This is a genomic window from Lysinibacillus sp. RC79 (assembly GCF_041262405.1).
GTDB lineage: Bacteria > Bacillota > Bacilli > Bacillales_A > Planococcaceae > Lysinibacillus.
In genome coordinates, this window is record NZ_JBGCCD010000002.1 from 39542 (window position 1) to 55770 (window position 16229).

Genomic DNA, 16229 nt, shown 5'->3' on the forward strand with positions numbered 1-16229 from the left:
GATATGGCATTTCAAATTATTTTAAATGTTGTACTTGCCTTCGTTTGGATGTTCCTTTCTTCAAATTACACAGCAACTGGCTTTATCGTTGGGTTCATTCTCGGTATTATATTGCTCATTATTATGCGTAGGTTTTTTACTACCCGTCTTTACGTCTACCGCATATGGGCAATCATTAAACTGACGTTACTCTTTTTAAAGGAGCTAGTGTTAGCGAATATACAAGTTCTTCAAGTGGTCTTAAAGCCTAAGTTGGATATGCAGCCTGCATTCTTTGCCTACCCGACTGTTTTAACACAAGAATGGGAAATTACTTTATTATCGAGTCTTATTACGTTAACACCTGGTACAGTAGTAGTGCATGTATCAGATGATGCAAAAACTTTGTATGTACATGCTATCGATATGAGTGATGTCGATGAAGCGATTACAGCAATTCGAGATTCATTTGAGAAAGCGATTTTGGAGGTGAGTAAATCATGACAACGTTTATTATTGCTTCGATTGTAGTGATTTGCTTATCAATGATTGCAGTCATTTATCGAATGGTTAAAGGACCTTCTGCATCCGATCGTGTGGTAGCATTGGATTCATTGGGTGTGTCAGTAATCTCGCTCATTGGACTGTTTTCAGTACTGGTTGAAACAAGCTTCTTCCTGGAGATTATATTATTGTTAGCGATTTTATCGTTTATCGGTACTGTTGCTTTCTCTAAATTCATAGAGAAAGGAGATATCATTAAACGTGACAATTCTCGCTAATAGTTTAGTTATCTTTTTCATTTCTGTAGGGGTGCTATTTATAGTCGTGACAGCCATTGGTCTTGTCCGTTTACCTGATTTGTACACACGTGCGCACGCTGCTTCAAAGAGTGCAACGCTCGGTGTCATGTGCATACTCATTGGTGTATTCTTTCACTTTTGGCTGATTGAAGATCACTTTAATCCCCGCATTTTGCTCGGTATACTGTTCCTGTTCATCACAGGTCCTGTTGGTGGGCATATTATGACTCGTTCCTCATACATCGCTGGCGTAAAACCTTGGAAAGGCACAATACACGACGAGCTGGGACCTGAAATTGAGCGGATGAAAAAAGAACAAGGCATTAAATAACTTTTCAAAAATAGTTGGCCAATGAATAAACTTCATTGGCCACCTTTTTTAATTATTTGATAGCATAAAAAATTCCTTCTCTAAACCAATGCCTTCCCAAAAGTTTAGTGCTAAGTCATTTTCTAAATCTACATAGACATTTACTACAGTAGTATCATGTTCGTCATTAAACCAATTCACTAAATGATCTACTAGACGTTTAGCAACCTTCTGTCTTCTATATACTGGTACTACATAAACTTCGTCTATTTGACCGTAGTTCATATCGTAAATAAAATCCTTTTTGATCGATGCCAATCCAAAACCAATCATTTCATTATTTTCATTCCATAGTTCCAATATTTCATTTAATAATTTCTGGTTTACAACATCCTCAGTTAATAGTTGAATATGTATGCTCATTTCTTTCATCTCCTATAACGTTTGATGATTTAATCATCTCACAATATATGGAATCACTCTATAATAAACAGGTAAATCTACCAATTAATTATACTTCGGCATAATTGTTGCTGTCTCTTCGCTTTCGGTACAAAAAACATTCGCTGAAAGAAGTTAAAAAAATCTGCTCATCATAAGTAAGCAGATTCTTTAAGAAAACAGATTTAGTATATATATCCTTTTAAAGTTAATATGTCTGTGAGCTGTTCTACGCATTCTTCGATAGAATGGCGTTCTGTGTCTAAAATAATTTCTGGGTTTTCCGGTTCTTCATAGGGTGCACTAATCCCAGTAAAGTTTGGAATTTCCGCATTACGTGCTTTTTTATAAAGACCTTTTGGATCACGCTTTTCACATGTTTCAACAGAACACTTCACATAGACCTCTATAAATTCCCCTGCTTCTACAAGCTCACGGACAACTTGACGATCTTCACGGTAAGGTGAAATAAAAGCAGTTAGAACAATTTGTCCATTTTCCACAAAAAGCTTAGATACCTCTCCAATACGTCGTATATTTTCCTTACGGCTTGTTTCGTCGAATCCTAAATCCTTATTTAAGCCATGGCGAACATTATCCCCATCTAAGACAAATGCTTGATTGCCCCGCTCAAAGAGTCGGCGCGCGAAGGCATTCGCTGCAGAAGATTTTCCTGATGCTGATAAACCAGTGAACCATAAAATAAAGCTTTGATGCTTGTTTTGTGTACGACGCTCCTCTTTCGTAATGGACGCTTCATGCCAAACGATGTTTGAACTCACTTTAAAACCTCCTTACGCATCCCTTTAATTAGTACATCCACAACCTCTTTACGACTAAATGTACTTGGTGGTACTTCGCCATTACGTAACATTTCACGAACCTTAGTACCCGATAAAATAACATGTGCTGAGCTATCATGTGCACAAGTTTTCGTCGTTGCCATGCCTTCACATATGTTGCAATAGAAGCTATGCTCAAATTTTAAAGGAACAATTCCTAATTCATCTTCCGTAAATTGTTCAAAGATTTTTTGTGCATCGTATGTGCCATAGTAATCACCAACACCTGCATGGTCACGCCCAACGATAAAATGCGTACAGCCATAATTTTTTCGTACAAGTGCATGGAAGATAGCTTCCTTTGGCCCTGCATAACGCATTGCAGCTGGAAACACGCCTAATTGCACGCGATTTTCAGGATAATAATTTTGTAGTAAAACTTCGTAACTATCCATGCGAATTGTAGCTGAAACATCGTCTGACTTCGTTTCACCAACTAGCGGATTTAAAAATAATCCATCAATTGTTTCAAGTGCAGCCTTTTGAATATATTCATGTGCTCGATGCACAGGATTCCGTGTTTGGAAGCCAACAATTGTTTTCCAACCCTTTTCAGCAAAAAGCTTTCGTGTTTCAAGCGGATCGAATGAATAGGCAGGAAACTTTTGCTCTAGACGTTTTACTAATGTAATTTTTCCACCCACATAAATACTTGGACGTTCAAGCAACTTTTTAACACCTGGATGCTGTAAATCCTCCGTGCCGTATATTAACAATGCCTCTTTCCGTTTATTTGGCTCATAAATATCGGCAACTTCAATAACACCATAAACAGCATCACCGTATACTAGTTTTGCCTCATCACCAGGCTGCAATGTTGCCGCTACATCCTTTGCTACAGGTAATGTAATCGGAATACTCCATACCACGCCTGACGCTAAACGTGTATGTTCAACAACGGATTTATAATCTTCCTGCGTTAAAAAGCCTTCAATCGGACTATAACCACCGATAGCAATTAACTCTAAATCACTCAATGCAATGGCATCAAGCTCAATAACTTTATTTATATGCGTTACATCCTTCTCTGGATTAAAGGCTTGCACTAATAGTCCACCATGTGGTTGTAAACTCATCAAAATCTCCTCCTAGTTTTATAGAATTACTCAGTTTTATATTTAAGTGTATTTGCCTATTTTATTGATTTTTCGTCTTAGGCAAATTGAGGCTTCTGCAATTGACTGGCTTCCTTTCAAAAGTGATCGGGTACTTCTCTGATTTGAGCGGCTTCCTTTCAAAAGTGATCAGGTTCTTCTCTGATTTGATCGGCTTCCTTTCAAAAGTGATCGGCTACTCCTCTGATTTGATCGGCTTCCTTTCAAAAGTGATCGGGTACTCCTCTGATTTGATCGGCTTCCTTTCAAAAGTGATCGGGTACTCCTCTGATTTGATCGGCTTCCTTTCAAAAGTGATCGGGTAAACCTCTAATTTGATCGGATTTCCCCTAAACCAGGTATTTAAATTCCTTCACCCGCATCGTATATTGAGCGCTCTTCTTCACGCATTGTTCGCATTAAGCTAATGACACCCAGTGTTCCAACAATAATACTGCCAATTAATACGATGGCATAGAAATCTTTCTCTAAAAATAGCTGTACTAAAAAATAAGAGATGGCTAAAGAAAGGATTGGCGAGACAATCCAAATACGGATTATTTTTTTCACAATATGCTTATGGAAAATTTGTTTCCCGTCTTTGGCCATCCCCATTCCGATAATCGAAGAGGATGTTACTTGTGTTAAAGGAACAGGAAGCCCAAAGATAGAGCTTATACTGACTAGGAGTGCACCTGTACTCGATATTAGTATCCCTTCTGCCTTCTCAAAGCGCATAATTTTTTTACCGTTTGTTTCAAGCACTCGTTTTCCTAGTAGCATCGCGCCAAGCGCCACAAATGCCCCACCAAGCAATATTCCAGTTGTTACACTCATCATTCCTGCACCAACAAGAGGTCCAACTGCATTTGCAACGTTATTCATCCCTGCTGAAAAGGCTTCGAAAAATCCAGCAAACACAAGGAGAATCGTTAATATTGGATGATCTTTTAACAAGCCCTTGACTCGTAATTTATACAGCCACTTCCCAAAGACAAATGCAATGACAAACGCTATGATTGGCACTATTACCCAAAATGATGCGATGACAAGCAATGATTTAATATATAGCGCTTTATAGGCAATCCCTACACCTACAACTGCTCCGACTGTCACTTCACTCGTCGATAATGGAATACCTAAAAGATTAGCGATAAATAGTGAGCTGGTCGCAGAAATTAAAATAATTATGACAATCTTTACTGTTATGTACTCCTTTGGCATTATACCGGAGCTAATTGTTTTTACTACCTCCCCACCCCCAAGAACTGCCCCTGTAAAAACACCCACTGAGCAAATGAGCAGTGCTTGCCAAGCTTTTTTGATGGCACCTACTCCGTAAGCGACACCCATTGAGGCTGCCGCTCCACTAGCACCAATATTCATCGCAAAAAATAAACTAATCGCTATTGCTACATATTCAAGCATGGCAAAACTCCTTTACTCATGTAATCCACACTCAGTTTTACCAGACCCCTGCCATCTGCCTGAACGTAAATCATCCATTGTAAATGCTGGTTTTGTACAATGCTCGCAGCCAATGCTTGGATAGCCTTTATCATGCAATGGATTGTACGGCAAATTATGCTTTGAAACATACCGCCAGACATCCTTCCATGTCCAATGAATGAGTGGACAAATTTTAATAGATTTAAATTTATCGTCAGGATTGATAAAGTTCATATTTTGTCGGGTTGGTGATTGTTCACGACGCAAGCCTGAAATCCAAGCCTTTGCTCCCGCTAACGCTTCATGTAACGGCACAATCTTGCGAATTTCACAGCATTTATTTGGATTAGACTTCCATAATTCATCACCAAATTCAGTTGCTTGTTGTTCGAGTGTAAGTGCTGGTTTTTGCATAATAATGTTAAGCTGCGGATATTTTTCTTTTACTTTATCAATCGTTTCATATGTTTCCTTAAAATGAACATCTGTATCTAAAAAGATAATCGTAGCATTAGGCTTCACCTTTGAAATAAGGTCAATCAAGACAATTCCCTCAATCCCAAAGCTACATGCATAGACGATATCCTCACCATATTCAGCATAACTCCACTGTAAAACCTCTAGTGCAGCCTTATATGTTTCGTCTACCTGAAAATTCAATGTTGGCTCATGCCAAGTTGCATATGTTAGCATATAATCCTCCTCATAACGAAAAAGAGGCGTTCTAACGAAAGACATATATAGACATGTCTTTGTTAAAACGCCTCTAGTTTGACTAGCCAGCTTATATTTAATGATTGTTCAGTATTGCCTACATCGTTCTACAATCATTTTTCTTATTACCCAATATATACTAAAGTACACCTAGTAGTCAACTAGGTTTTCAAAAAAATTCAATTCAATGAGTCCAAATTTTTTATACTGTCTTCGATGATATTAATATCCTGGCCAAAAACAATATTTTTTAACTTCTTTCAGCGGGTGTACAAACATCCGCTGAAATAGAGGAACTCAGTCTAAGAACGCCACGTCCTGTGGCAATTTATCTGCGCGAAAGCGAAGCGTCAGCGGCAATTATGCCGAGGCATAATTGATTTCCTTGTTGACTAATAGGAAATATATGTTTAATGTATAACTAAGCTTTGAACTAACCAATATAAAATGCTGATCAGAGGATCTGAAGGCCATCTACTTATGACGATTATAAATCGTACTGGTAGGTGGCCTTTTGTATTCTCTAGAAAAAAAAGGAGCGATATTTTATGAAAAAAAGGAAACATTTTTTCCAATCGTTAGTACTTATATCTGCATTAACACTGACATTAACAGGTTGTGGTAGCAGTTCTTCTGAAAAAGATACAGGTGCTCAGGATACCAAAAAATCTGTGGAATTATTAAATGTATCTTATGATCCAACACGTGAGCTTTACGATGAATTCAACAAAGATTTCATAAAAAAATGGAAGGATGAAACCGGTCAGGATGTAACTATAAAACAGTCACATGGTGGCTCTGGTAAACAAGGTCGAGCTGTAATCGATGGTCTGAAGGCTGATGTTGTGACACTAGCACTAGCCTACGATATTGATGAGATAGCACAAGCTCGAAATCTATTAAATAAAGATTGGCAAAAAGAATTTGAAAACAACTCTACGCCTTATACATCAACTATTGTCTTTTTAGTACGCATGGGCAATCCAAAGGGTATTAAAGACTGGGATGATTTAATTAAAGATGATGTATCTGTCATCACACCAAATCCAAAAACATCTGGTGGTGCACGGTGGAATTATTTAGCTGCTTGGGCCTATGCGGGGAAATTATATAACAATGATGAGGCAAAAATAAAGGATTTTATGAAAGCTTTATATAGCAATGTGGAGGTGCTGGATTCTGGTGCACGCGGCGCTACAACAACTTTTGTTGAACGTAAAATTGGTGACGTTTTAATTGCATGGGAAAATGAAGCCTATTTATCGCTTAATGAATTGGGTGATGATGAGTTTGACATCATTACACCTTCTTTAAGTATTTTAGCTGAGCCACCTGTGGCAATCGTTGACAAAATCGTTGATAAAAAAGGTACACGCGAAGTAGCAGAGGCTTATTTAAAGCATTTATATAGTGAGCGTGGTCAAGAAATTGCTGCAAAAAATTACTATCGACCACGAAATGAAAAAATTCTAGCAAAATATCAAGAGCAATTCCCAAAACTTGAACTCGTTTCAATCGATGATTTCGGTGGTTGGGCAGAAGCACAAGCAAAACATTTTAAAGATGGTGGTACATTCGACGAAATTTATGTACCTCAATAAGGAGGCCCTATCATGAGTAGTTTAACTGTTAATAAGAAAACACGCCGCATTATCCCTGGCTTCCACCTTTCTCTTGGCTATACCATGTTATATGTTAGCTTGCTAGTCTTATTGCCACTATCGATGATTATTATTCATACAATGTCCTTAAGCTGGGCAGAGTTTATTGATATTGTGACCGACCCTCGTGCTGTTGCTTCCTATAAGGTAAGCTTCAGTACAGCGCTCGCTGCTGGTTTATTAAATGTTATTTTTGGCACAATCATTGCTTGGGTGCTTGTGCGCTATAGCTTTCCCTTTAAACGAATCATCGATGGGCTTGTCGATTTACCATTTGCTTTACCAACCGCTGTAGCAGGCATTGCCTTAACATCACTCTATGCACCAAATGGTTGGATTGGTCAATTTTTCAATTTTAAAATTGCCTTTACGCCTCTTGGCATCATTATTGCACTGACATTTATCGGGCTACCTTTTGTCGTTCGTACTGTGCAGCCTGTCTTACAAAATATTAGTGCTGAGGTTGAGGAGGCCTCTGCTAGCCTTGGTGCAACTCGTTTACAAACCTTTCGTAAAGTGATTTTACCAGAGCTTGCTCCTGCCATTTTAACAGGTTTTTCATTAGCCTTTGCCCGTGCACTGGGAGAATATGGTTCTGTTGTTTTTATTGCTGGGAATATGCCGATGAAGACTGAAATTACACCATTAATTATTATGACTAAGCTCGAGCAATATGACTACGCTGGTGCAACCGCTATTGCAGTAGTAATGCTTGTCACGTCCTTCATCCTATTATTTAGCATTAATTTCATACAATGGCTGGCAAATCGTCGCTTTGTACATTAGGAGGTATTTATGGAACAGTCTACATTTATTCAGCAAGTTGCTCTTGAAAAAAATAATGCCGTGACAAAGTCTGCTGCCTTACAAGAGCCACGCTTTGTCCGATACACGCTAACATTTATAGCGCTAGCTTTTTTAGCATTTTTCATTGTGCTCCCACTAGTATCCATTTTTTTCACAGCCTTTCAAAAAGGAGTAGATGTATATGTTGCAGCTATCACACATCCAGATGCCTTGGCTGCTATCAAGTTAACCTTAACAGTCGTCGCAATTGCAGTACCATTAAACGCAATCTTTGGCGTTATGGCTGCTTGGGCTTTAACAAAGTTCAACTTTAAAGGGAAAAATCTATTACTTACAATCGTCGACCTTCCTTTTGCAGTATCTCCAGTTATTGCAGGTTTAGTGTTTATTTTATTATTTGGCTCACAGGGACTATTTGGAGATTGGCTATTTGAACATGACATTAACATTGTTTTTGCGCTACCTGGTATTGTCCTCGCTACCATTTTTGTAACGTTGCCCTTTGTTGCACGGGAGCTCATTCCTCTTATGCAGACACAAGGAACCTCTGAGGAGGAGGCGTCCATTTCACTTGGTGCCAATGGTTTTAAAACATTTTGGCATGTGACATTGCCAAATATCAAGTGGGGCTTATTATACGGCCTTATTCTATGTAATGCTCGGGCAATCGGTGAATTTGGTGCAGTTTCTGTTGTATCAGGGCATATTCGTGGCATGACAAATACAATGCCCCTTCATATTGAAATTTTATACAATGAGTACCAATTTGCAGCAGCCTTCGCAGTTGCTTCACTGATGAGCGTGATTGCCATTATTACACTTATCGTTAAAGATATTGTTGCTTGGAAATCAAAATCTGTTTAAAGGAGACATTGCCCATATGAGCATTCAAATTAAAAATGTATCGAAAAAATTCGGTTCCTTTCAAGCTTTAGAAGATGTTTCTCTTCATATTCAATCAGGGGAACTGGTTGCCCTTCTCGGTCCATCTGGTTCTGGCAAAACCTCATTATTACGCGTTATTGCGGGGCTCGAAACCTCTGATGTTGGCGAGATTTTATTTGACAACCAATCAATTACAGAGCGCCATCCAAAGGAACGAAATGTAGGCTTTGTGTTCCAACATTATGCACTTTTTCGCCATATGACAGTTTTTGATAATGTCGCATATGGCCTTAAAGTACGTCCTCGTAAAACAAGACCATCTAAATTAGAAATAAAGGACAAAGTGATGGAGCTTCTACGACTCGTCAAACTAGAAAATTTTTCCGACCGTTACCCAACACAACTTTCCGGTGGGCAACGTCAGCGTGTGGCCCTTGCTAGAGCACTCGCTGTAGAACCTAAAGTGCTTTTATTAGATGAACCTTTTGGAGCACTGGATGCTAAAGTGCGCAAGGAATTGCGTCGTTGGCTACGAAAGCTTCACAATGATTTTCATATTACAAGCATTTTTGTCACACACGATCAGGAAGAGGCACTTGATGTTGCAGACCGAATTGTCGTGATGAATAACGGCAAGATAGAGCAAATTGGTAGCCCAGATGACGTATACACAAACCCAAAGAGTCCTTTTGTTTATGATTTTTTAGGTAATGTGAATCTCTTTAAAGGACGGTTACATAATGGTAAGCTTATGCATGGTGAATTAGCGATTGATGTACCTGACGTACAGGAACATACAGAGGATCATGCAGTAGGCTATGTACGTCCCCATGATATTCATATTGAGAAAACTAACGTACCTGGCACCGTCCCCGTCAAAGTAAGCCATATTCACTTGCTCGGACCTATCGTGCAGATTGAGCTACGTCGTGAAGATATAGATGAATTTTTAGAGGCCGAACTGACTAAAGAACAATTTACTAATCTTCAACTTAAGTTTGGTGACCATGTGTTTGTCAAACCAAAGCAATTAAAAGTCTTTATCCCCGAGGATTTTTCCATTTAAAAAAGCCGTGTAGCAAATTTCTGCTACACGGCTCTTAGTATTGAAAAACAAAATGATCAAGGAAATATTGTGAAATGTTCTGCCGCTTTAAATGATGATGATTTCCGTTCTAGGCTACTAGTCACACAACTAACATCTTGTTGCTGACGCTTCGCTTTTGCACAAAAAACACCTTACTGAAGTTCCGTTTTATCATTATAAATTAGAGTGACACGCCAGAAGATACACACTATGTTAAGTGGTTGATTGGAGTGGAGACTGGGCGACTCCTTGGGGATCAGCGTCACAGATGAGACCCTGCAGCGAAGCGAAGCGGCTCATCGGACGCCCCCAGGAAAGCGCCCAGTCGGAACGGAAATCAACCCCTCATTTTGCCGAAGACCCAGACTTTATTTAATAGGACACAACAACATAAGCCCTGTAGCAAAGAAATTTGCTACAGGGCTACTATTTTATTTATGATGAAAATCTCGTCCGTCGTGAACAGCTGTTACATAACCAGCACGAATAACAAAATCACCGAAATGCTCTCCCTCTAAACGTTCCTTCGCATAGTGTAGAAGGATTGGACGAAGCTCCGCTAAAATCTCCTCTTCACCTATATTCTCACGATATATTTTATTAAGGCGATCACCAGTAAAGCTCGCTCCTAAATACATATTATATTTCCCTGGACCTTTACCGATAAAGCCAATCTCAGCCATTGCTGCACGGGAACAACCATTTGGACAGCCTGACATGCGAATAACAATTTCTGTATCGTTTAAGCCTGCTTCATCAATGATTGTTTCAATTTTTGTAATAAGAGAAGGCAGGTAACGCTCCGCTTCTGCCATAGCTAAACCACACGTTGGTAACGATACGCAAGCAATTGAATTACGACGCAATGCAGAATAGCGTGCACCATCTGTCAGCTCATATTGCTCAATAATAGCAGCGATTTTTTTCTTCTTTTGCGGCGTTACATTACTAATCATTAAATTTTGGTTTGGCGTTAAGCGGAAATCACCCGTATGCACCTTCGCAATTTCACGTAATCCCGTTAGAAGCTCATAATTTTCAAAGTCCTTAATACGACCATTTTGAATAAATAATGTATAATGCCATTGGCCTTCTGCACCTTTAATCCAACCAAACTCATCACCTGTTCGATTAAAGGTAAATGGACGAGCCTCTTGAATATCCCAGCCTAGACGACGCGCTAGTTCTTCGTTAAACCATTCAAGTCCTCTTGCATCAATTGTATATTTAAAACGTGCATTTTTACGAACTGAACGATTTCCATAATCGCGCTGAATCGTAATAATTTTCTCCGCTGTTTCCAGTAGTTTATCAGGTGTGATAAAGCCAATTATACGAGCAAGCTGTGGGTATGTTTCATGATCGCCATGTGTCATGCCCATTCCTCCGCCAACTGCTACGTTAAAGCCTACTAGCTTATCCTCCTCAACAATTGCAATAAGTCCTATATCTTGTGAGAATACGTCCACATCATTACTTGGCGGAACAGCAATACCAATTTTAAATTTACGCGGCAAATATTGCGCACCATATATAGGTTCAATTTCTTCATCCTGAGTGTCAACTACCTTTTCACCATCTAGCCATAGTTCATGGTAAGCTCGGGTTCTAGGTAGTAAATGCTCACTTAATTTTGCTGACCAATTATAGATTTCCTCATGTAATGCGGATTGGTTGGGATTCACATTACACATGACATTACGATTCACATCTCCGCAGGCAGCAAGAGAATCTAATAACACCTCATTAATTTCCTGCATATATTTTTTGACGTTCCATTTTAAAATACCGTGTACTTGGAATGCCTGACGTGTCGTTAATTTTAAGGAGCCGTTACCATACTTTCTCGCCATTTCATCCATTACTAGCCATTGTGCTGGAGTAGCTGCTCCGCCCGGTGTACGTACACGCACCATAAATTGATAGGCAGGCTCAAGCTTTTGACGCTGACGTTCATTACGAAGATCACGGTCGTCTTGTAAGTAACTACCATGAAACTTCATTAGACGGTTATCATCCTCTGGAATACCTGAGCTTAATGGATTATTCATCGTACGCTCTAATGTTCCTCGCAGATAATTACTGTCGGTTTTAATACGCTCTACATCACTAGGCTTCCCTGGTTGTGGAGGTAGAATAATTTTCCCTGTCATTTGTTTATCGCTCCTTTAATCAATTATGCCTCGGCATAATTGCGCCCGGAATCGGCTTTGTGCTTAGGCCTGCACGAGGGCCGACACGATGTCGGTCATTTCGGTAATGCCACAGGACATGGCGTTTTTACCGATGCAGGTCAGTTAGCCGTTATCGCATGGATGCGATGATTTTAGGCTAACATCCTATGTGAATTCCTTTCCGATTCCGTGACATCCGCCGGAGGCTTTAGGGCAACACGATGTTGGTCACTCAGTCGTTGCCACAGGACGTGGCAACGACTGAGTTCCTCTATTTCAGCCGATGTTTGGACACCCGCTGAAAAGTGACTTGAAACTGCATTCATCGCTTCGCTTTCGCAACATAAGACATTCCTGAAAGAAGTTAATAAACGTCACGTTGATAGCGTTTCTGCTGTTTTAACTCATTGACAAAGGCTTTAGCTTCCTCTGGCGTTTTTTGTCCCTGTTGTTCAATAACGCGAAGTATTGTTGCATCAACATCAGCAGCCATCGATTTTTCATCGCCACAGACGTAAATGACAGCTCCTTGCTCTAGCCATTCATAAAAGGCGACAGCATTTTCCTCAATTTTATGTTGAACATATATTTTTCTATCTGTATCACGCGAGAAGGCGACATACATTTGACTGAGTGTGCCTGAGGCAAGCCAACGCTGCCAATCCGTTTGATAAAGAAAGTCTGTGACAAAATGTTGATCACCAAAAATTAGCCACGCTTTTCCTACAACGCCTAATTCCTCACGCTCCTCCAAAAATGCACGATATGGTGCGACACCTGTACCAGCACCAATCATAATAATTGGTATATCCTCATGCTCTGGCAATCTAAAGTTCGGATTTTTATGAACATATATCGGTAATGTATCTCCAATTTGAATACGTTCTGCTACACTTCCGGAGCAAACACCAAGACGTTGTCGTCCATTCGTCTCATAGCTTACTTTCCCAATTGTTAAATGTACTTCTTCACTATTTGCCTTTTGACTACTAGCAATGGAATATAGACGTGCTGGAATTTTACGTAGTAAACCTACAAATTGCTGCGCATCCCATATAAATGGTGCAAAGTCATGCACAACGTCAAGTAAATCTCTTCCTTTTGCATAGTCCTTCCAGGAATTAGAGTCTTCAAGTAGCTTTGTAAATCCCTGATGGACCGTATAGGCACCAATTTTTTGTAACAACGGCTTTGACAGTACTGTAATTTCTAGCTTTTTTTGTAATGCATCCTTTAATGGTAGCGTTTCTTCGAAGACGTTTACATCAGTTTGTGGATCAAACTGTAACGCTGTGATTAAAGCATCTACTAGCTTCTCATCATTATCTGGTTGAATACCGATACTATCTCCTGGTTCGAAATGGAAACCTGCACCTTCGATGGATAATTCAATATGGCGTGTTTCTTTGTTTGATCCGCAGCCGTTTAAATTAATGTTTTCAAGTATTTCTGCATAAAAAGGATTTTTACGAGAATATGTAGTGCCTCCTTGTGCTAACTGATTTTGTGTAGTCGATGTAGCAGCAATATCGGTCTGTTGCAACAACTCCTGCTGAACAGCAGAGAACCATTGTGCTGCCGTATCATCATAATCTACATCACAATCTGTGCGAGGGACGATTAGAGTTGCCCCTAATTTTGCAAACTGCTCATCAAAATCCTTTCCTGTTTTACAGAAAAATTCATAAGAACTATCTCCTAAGGCTAGAACCGAATAATGAAGATGCTCTAACTTAGGAGCACGCTTGCTATGCAAAAATTCGTAGAACTGTATCGCTTGATCAGGCGGATCCCCTTCCCCATGCGTGCTAACAATGAGCAAAAGATTCGTTACCTTTTTTAAATTATTTGGTTTAAACGTGGCTAACGATGAAATGGTTACGTCCACATCGTTATCTTTCAAGGCTGAGGCATATTTTTCAGCTAATCCCTGGCTATTGCCTGTTTGTGAACCATATAAAATCGTCACTGTCTTGGTGATTGTTATTGGCGTTACTTCTTCGACAACAGAATCAATAGTTGCTAGTGGTGCACTTAAATAGCCGTTTAACCACACCCTCTGTTCTCCTGTTAGTTTAGGAAGCAGCTCATTTAACAGCTTTACCTGCTCCTCATTAAATGGACTATTTACTACTTGCAGTTTCAATCTTGCCACCTCACGTATTCGTATCATTTTCTACTCTTGCTAATTTGTCTGACAAAAACAATTGCTGAAAAACGTTATCGAAGTCGTATTTTTTCCTTCTTTTCAATTTGGACCACATAGGAATTTTGCACAATCAATGTAATCGATCCGTGGTTCACAGTATTTAAAATTTGGCGAACATTATCTAATGCTAGATTTACATTTTCAGTCCTTTTATCTATCATTACAAAACACCTTCCTTAGTAAATCTTAATAATTGATAAATACGTTCCACTAAAACTTTCCTTACATTGTCGTCATAGCCTAAACTTTCACATAACATAACGTTCTTATTCTCATAATCTTGTAATCGCCTTGTTATGCTTTGGCGCAAAATCCCAGTAAACAACAAATACGGCACTATAAATACTTGATTGGTCCTATTCTTCTCTTGCTGTAGCCACTCTTCAAACGTAGGACCCATTCCATATAAAAAACATATATCTACTGCTTCATAAGCATATTTATCACGTAATCTGGCCGCAATTTTGGCTAAATCACTCTTTACTTCAGGATCACTACTCCCACGACCTATAAGTAAAACACTTGCATTGCTAAAAGTTATCCTTGCCTCTAAAATTCTAGTCTGTAGTGTATCAATTAATAGTTCATGGACACCAAGTGGTTCACCGTATGTAAATCGCACTTGTGGATGCTGTTTTTTTGCTTGATCAATCTCTCTTGGAATATCGTGCTTTGCATGCTGAGCAGCTAGCAATAAAATAGGCACGATGGCTATAGCTGTAGCCCCTCGGTTAATACAGCTTGCTATACCTTCAGCAATTGTTGGCGTCGCGAGTTCTAAAAAACTAATTTCTTGAATCGGTATTTCAATCTCCTGTTGTACGCTCTTTAGAAAGGTTACGGCTTGCTCTACTCCTGCCTTTACTCTACTTCCATGAGCGATATATAAAATGGCTTGCATGAATCCACATCCTTACACAGAAATTTCTGCTAACTGTGGCTGTGGAATGTTTTGCTCGAACCATTGAATTGTTTCCCTCAAAGTCACAACTTTTCCTACTACAATTATGCTTGGATTTTGAATATTTTCTCGCTGCATTAGTTCTTCAATATTAGCTAAAGTACCTGTGATTGTTTTTTGTTGAGAAAATGTACCCCAATGAATGAGTGCTATTGGTGTTTCTTTATCACGCCCATACTTAAGCAGTTGCTGACGGATATAGGGAAGGTTACCAACCCCCATATAAATAGCAATCGTATCAATTCCTTTTGCTAGACTTTCCCATTGGATGGCATCATCCTTGCCCTCTCTCATATGTCCAGTAACCACTGCAAAACTTGAGCTTAAGTCACGATGTGTAACAGGAATCCCTGCATAGGCAGGAGCTGCTATCCCTGAAGTAATGCCAGGCACAATTTCAAATGGAATATTATGCTGAGCTAGCACCTCTGCTTCCTCAGCCCCCCTTCCAAACACGAAGGGGTCGCCTCCCTTTAATCTCGTCACGATCAATCCTTGCTGTGCATAGCTGACAAGTGATTGATTAATTTGCTCTTGAATCATGGCGTGCTGCTGAGGTAGCTTACCGCAAAAGATAAGCTTTGCCTCCCTCTTAGCATAGGATAGTAGATTCTTATTAATGAGTCTGTCATACAGGATGACATCAGCACATTCGATACACCGTAATCCTTTTACCGTGATAAGATCAACATCGCCAGGCCCAGCACCCACTATAAAAACTTTTCCCATTTGATTTCACTCCCTCTCGTCTTTCCCTAGAGATAAAAAAGACTCAAATCATTCATAGGCAGAGCAATGTCTGTGAATAATTTG

Annotated in this window: 18 protein-coding genes; 8 read left to right on the plus strand and 10 right to left on the minus strand. The window is 39.5% G+C overall.

The window, feature by feature from the left end; all coding sequences use genetic code 11:
• The first annotated feature begins 3 nt into the window (after nt 1-3).
• The 3 genes from ABH968_RS02430 to mnhG are packed head-to-tail and all read left to right on the plus strand — an operon-like array spanning nt 4 to nt 1113.
• Nucleotides 4-483: a Na+/H+ antiporter subunit E gene (locus ABH968_RS02430; protein WP_370042236.1), complete on the plus strand. Its 480-nt coding sequence runs from the start codon at nt 4-6 to the stop codon at nt 481-483.
• Nucleotides 480-761, plus strand: a complete 282-nt coding sequence (locus ABH968_RS02435; protein ID WP_142510536.1) for a Na(+)/H(+) antiporter subunit F1 — start codon at nt 480-482, stop codon at nt 759-761. Before ABH968_RS02430 ends, ABH968_RS02435 begins: the two co-directional genes overlap by 4 nt.
• Complete coding sequence (mnhG, locus tag ABH968_RS02440; RefSeq protein ID WP_370042238.1) at nt 745-1113, plus strand: monovalent cation/H(+) antiporter subunit G; 369 nt, start codon at nt 745-747, stop codon at nt 1111-1113. Before ABH968_RS02435 ends, mnhG begins: the two co-directional genes overlap by 17 nt.
• Nucleotides 1114-1161: 48 nt before the next feature.
• On the opposite strand, the gene ABH968_RS02445 is transcribed toward mnhG, so the two are convergent.
• From ABH968_RS02445 to sat, 3 genes are all read right to left on the minus strand, one after another.
• Nucleotides 1162-1515, minus strand: a complete 354-nt coding sequence (locus tag ABH968_RS02445; RefSeq protein ID WP_370042239.1) for a GNAT family N-acetyltransferase — start codon at nt 1513-1515, stop codon at nt 1162-1164.
• 203 nt (nt 1516-1718) lie between these two features.
• Nucleotides 1719-2315: an adenylyl-sulfate kinase gene (gene cysC, locus ABH968_RS02450; RefSeq protein ID WP_370042241.1), complete on the minus strand. Its 597-nt coding sequence runs from the start codon at nt 2313-2315 to the stop codon at nt 1719-1721.
• Nucleotides 2312-3451 (minus strand): sulfate adenylyltransferase, encoded by a 1140-nt coding sequence (gene sat / locus ABH968_RS02455; RefSeq protein WP_370042243.1) that lies wholly within the window; start codon nt 3449-3451, stop codon nt 2312-2314. Before sat ends, cysC begins: the two co-directional genes overlap by 4 nt.
• Before the next feature lie 101 nt (nt 3452-3552).
• Here sat and ABH968_RS02460 point away from each other — a divergent pair, with 101 nt between their 5' ends.
• Nucleotides 3553-3795, plus strand: a complete 243-nt coding sequence (locus ABH968_RS02460; protein ID WP_370042245.1) for a hypothetical protein — start codon at nt 3553-3555, stop codon at nt 3793-3795.
• Nucleotides 3796-3832: 37 nt separating this feature from the next.
• On the opposite strand, the gene ABH968_RS02465 is transcribed toward ABH968_RS02460, so the two are convergent.
• Together ABH968_RS02465 and ABH968_RS02470 are read right to left on the minus strand one after the other, a co-directional pair.
• Nucleotides 3833-4897 carry a sulfate permease gene (locus tag ABH968_RS02465; protein ID WP_370042247.1) on the minus strand — a complete coding sequence of 355 codons (1065 nt, stop codon included), beginning with the start codon at nt 4895-4897 and terminating at the stop codon, nt 3833-3835.
• Between the two features lie 12 nt (nt 4898-4909).
• Entirely contained in the window at nt 4910-5611 is a 702-nt protein-coding gene (locus ABH968_RS02470; protein ID WP_370042249.1) for a phosphoadenylyl-sulfate reductase, read from the minus strand.
• A 569-nt stretch (nt 5612-6180) separates the two neighbouring features.
• Here ABH968_RS02470 and ABH968_RS02475 point away from each other — a divergent pair.
• From ABH968_RS02475 to ABH968_RS02490, 4 genes are read left to right on the plus strand one after another with little or no spacing between them, the layout of a single operon-like run.
• Nucleotides 6181-7233: a sulfate ABC transporter substrate-binding protein gene (locus ABH968_RS02475; RefSeq protein WP_370042251.1), complete on the plus strand. Its 1053-nt coding sequence runs from the start codon at nt 6181-6183 to the stop codon at nt 7231-7233.
• 12 nt (nt 7234-7245) lie between these two features.
• Entirely contained in the window at nt 7246-8079 is an 834-nt protein-coding gene (gene cysT, locus ABH968_RS02480) for a sulfate ABC transporter permease subunit CysT (RefSeq protein WP_370042253.1), read from the plus strand.
• A gap of 9 nt (nt 8080-8088) precedes the next feature.
• Nucleotides 8089-8964 (plus strand): sulfate ABC transporter permease subunit CysW, encoded by an 876-nt coding sequence (cysW, locus tag ABH968_RS02485; RefSeq protein WP_370042255.1) that lies wholly within the window; start codon nt 8089-8091, stop codon nt 8962-8964.
• 16 nt (nt 8965-8980) lie between these two features.
• Nucleotides 8981-10051, plus strand: a complete 1071-nt coding sequence (locus ABH968_RS02490; protein WP_370042256.1) for a sulfate/molybdate ABC transporter ATP-binding protein — start codon at nt 8981-8983, stop codon at nt 10049-10051.
• Nucleotides 10052-10503: 452 nt separating this feature from the next.
• On the opposite strand, the gene cysI is transcribed toward ABH968_RS02490, so the two are convergent.
• The 5 genes from cysI to cobA all read right to left on the minus strand — a co-directional run bounded on the left by cysI (nt 10504) and on the right by cobA (nt 16145).
• A complete protein-coding gene (cysI, locus tag ABH968_RS02495) occupies nt 10504-12225 on the minus strand; it encodes an assimilatory sulfite reductase (NADPH) hemoprotein subunit (protein WP_370042258.1) in 1722 nt (573 codons plus the stop codon).
• Nucleotides 12226-12610: 385 nt separating this feature from the next.
• Nucleotides 12611-14392 carry an assimilatory sulfite reductase (NADPH) flavoprotein subunit gene (locus ABH968_RS02500; RefSeq protein WP_370042260.1) on the minus strand — a complete coding sequence of 594 codons (1782 nt, stop codon included), beginning with the start codon at nt 14390-14392 and terminating at the stop codon, nt 12611-12613.
• A 74-nt stretch (nt 14393-14466) separates the two neighbouring features.
• Nucleotides 14467-14616 carry a YezD family protein gene (locus ABH968_RS02505; RefSeq protein WP_370042262.1) on the minus strand — a complete coding sequence of 50 codons (150 nt, stop codon included), beginning with the start codon at nt 14614-14616 and terminating at the stop codon, nt 14467-14469.
• The gene (locus ABH968_RS02510) at nt 14616-15356 is read right to left on the minus strand and encodes a sirohydrochlorin chelatase (RefSeq protein WP_370042264.1); all 741 of its coding nucleotides are present in this window, start codon (nt 15354-15356) and stop codon (nt 14616-14618) included. The genes ABH968_RS02505 and ABH968_RS02510 overlap by 1 nt, the downstream gene beginning before the upstream one ends.
• A 12-nt stretch (nt 15357-15368) precedes the next feature.
• The gene (gene cobA, locus ABH968_RS02515) at nt 15369-16145 is read right to left on the minus strand and encodes a uroporphyrinogen-III C-methyltransferase (protein WP_370042265.1); all 777 of its coding nucleotides are present in this window, start codon (nt 16143-16145) and stop codon (nt 15369-15371) included.
• Nucleotides 16146-16229: the final 84 nt, after the last annotated feature.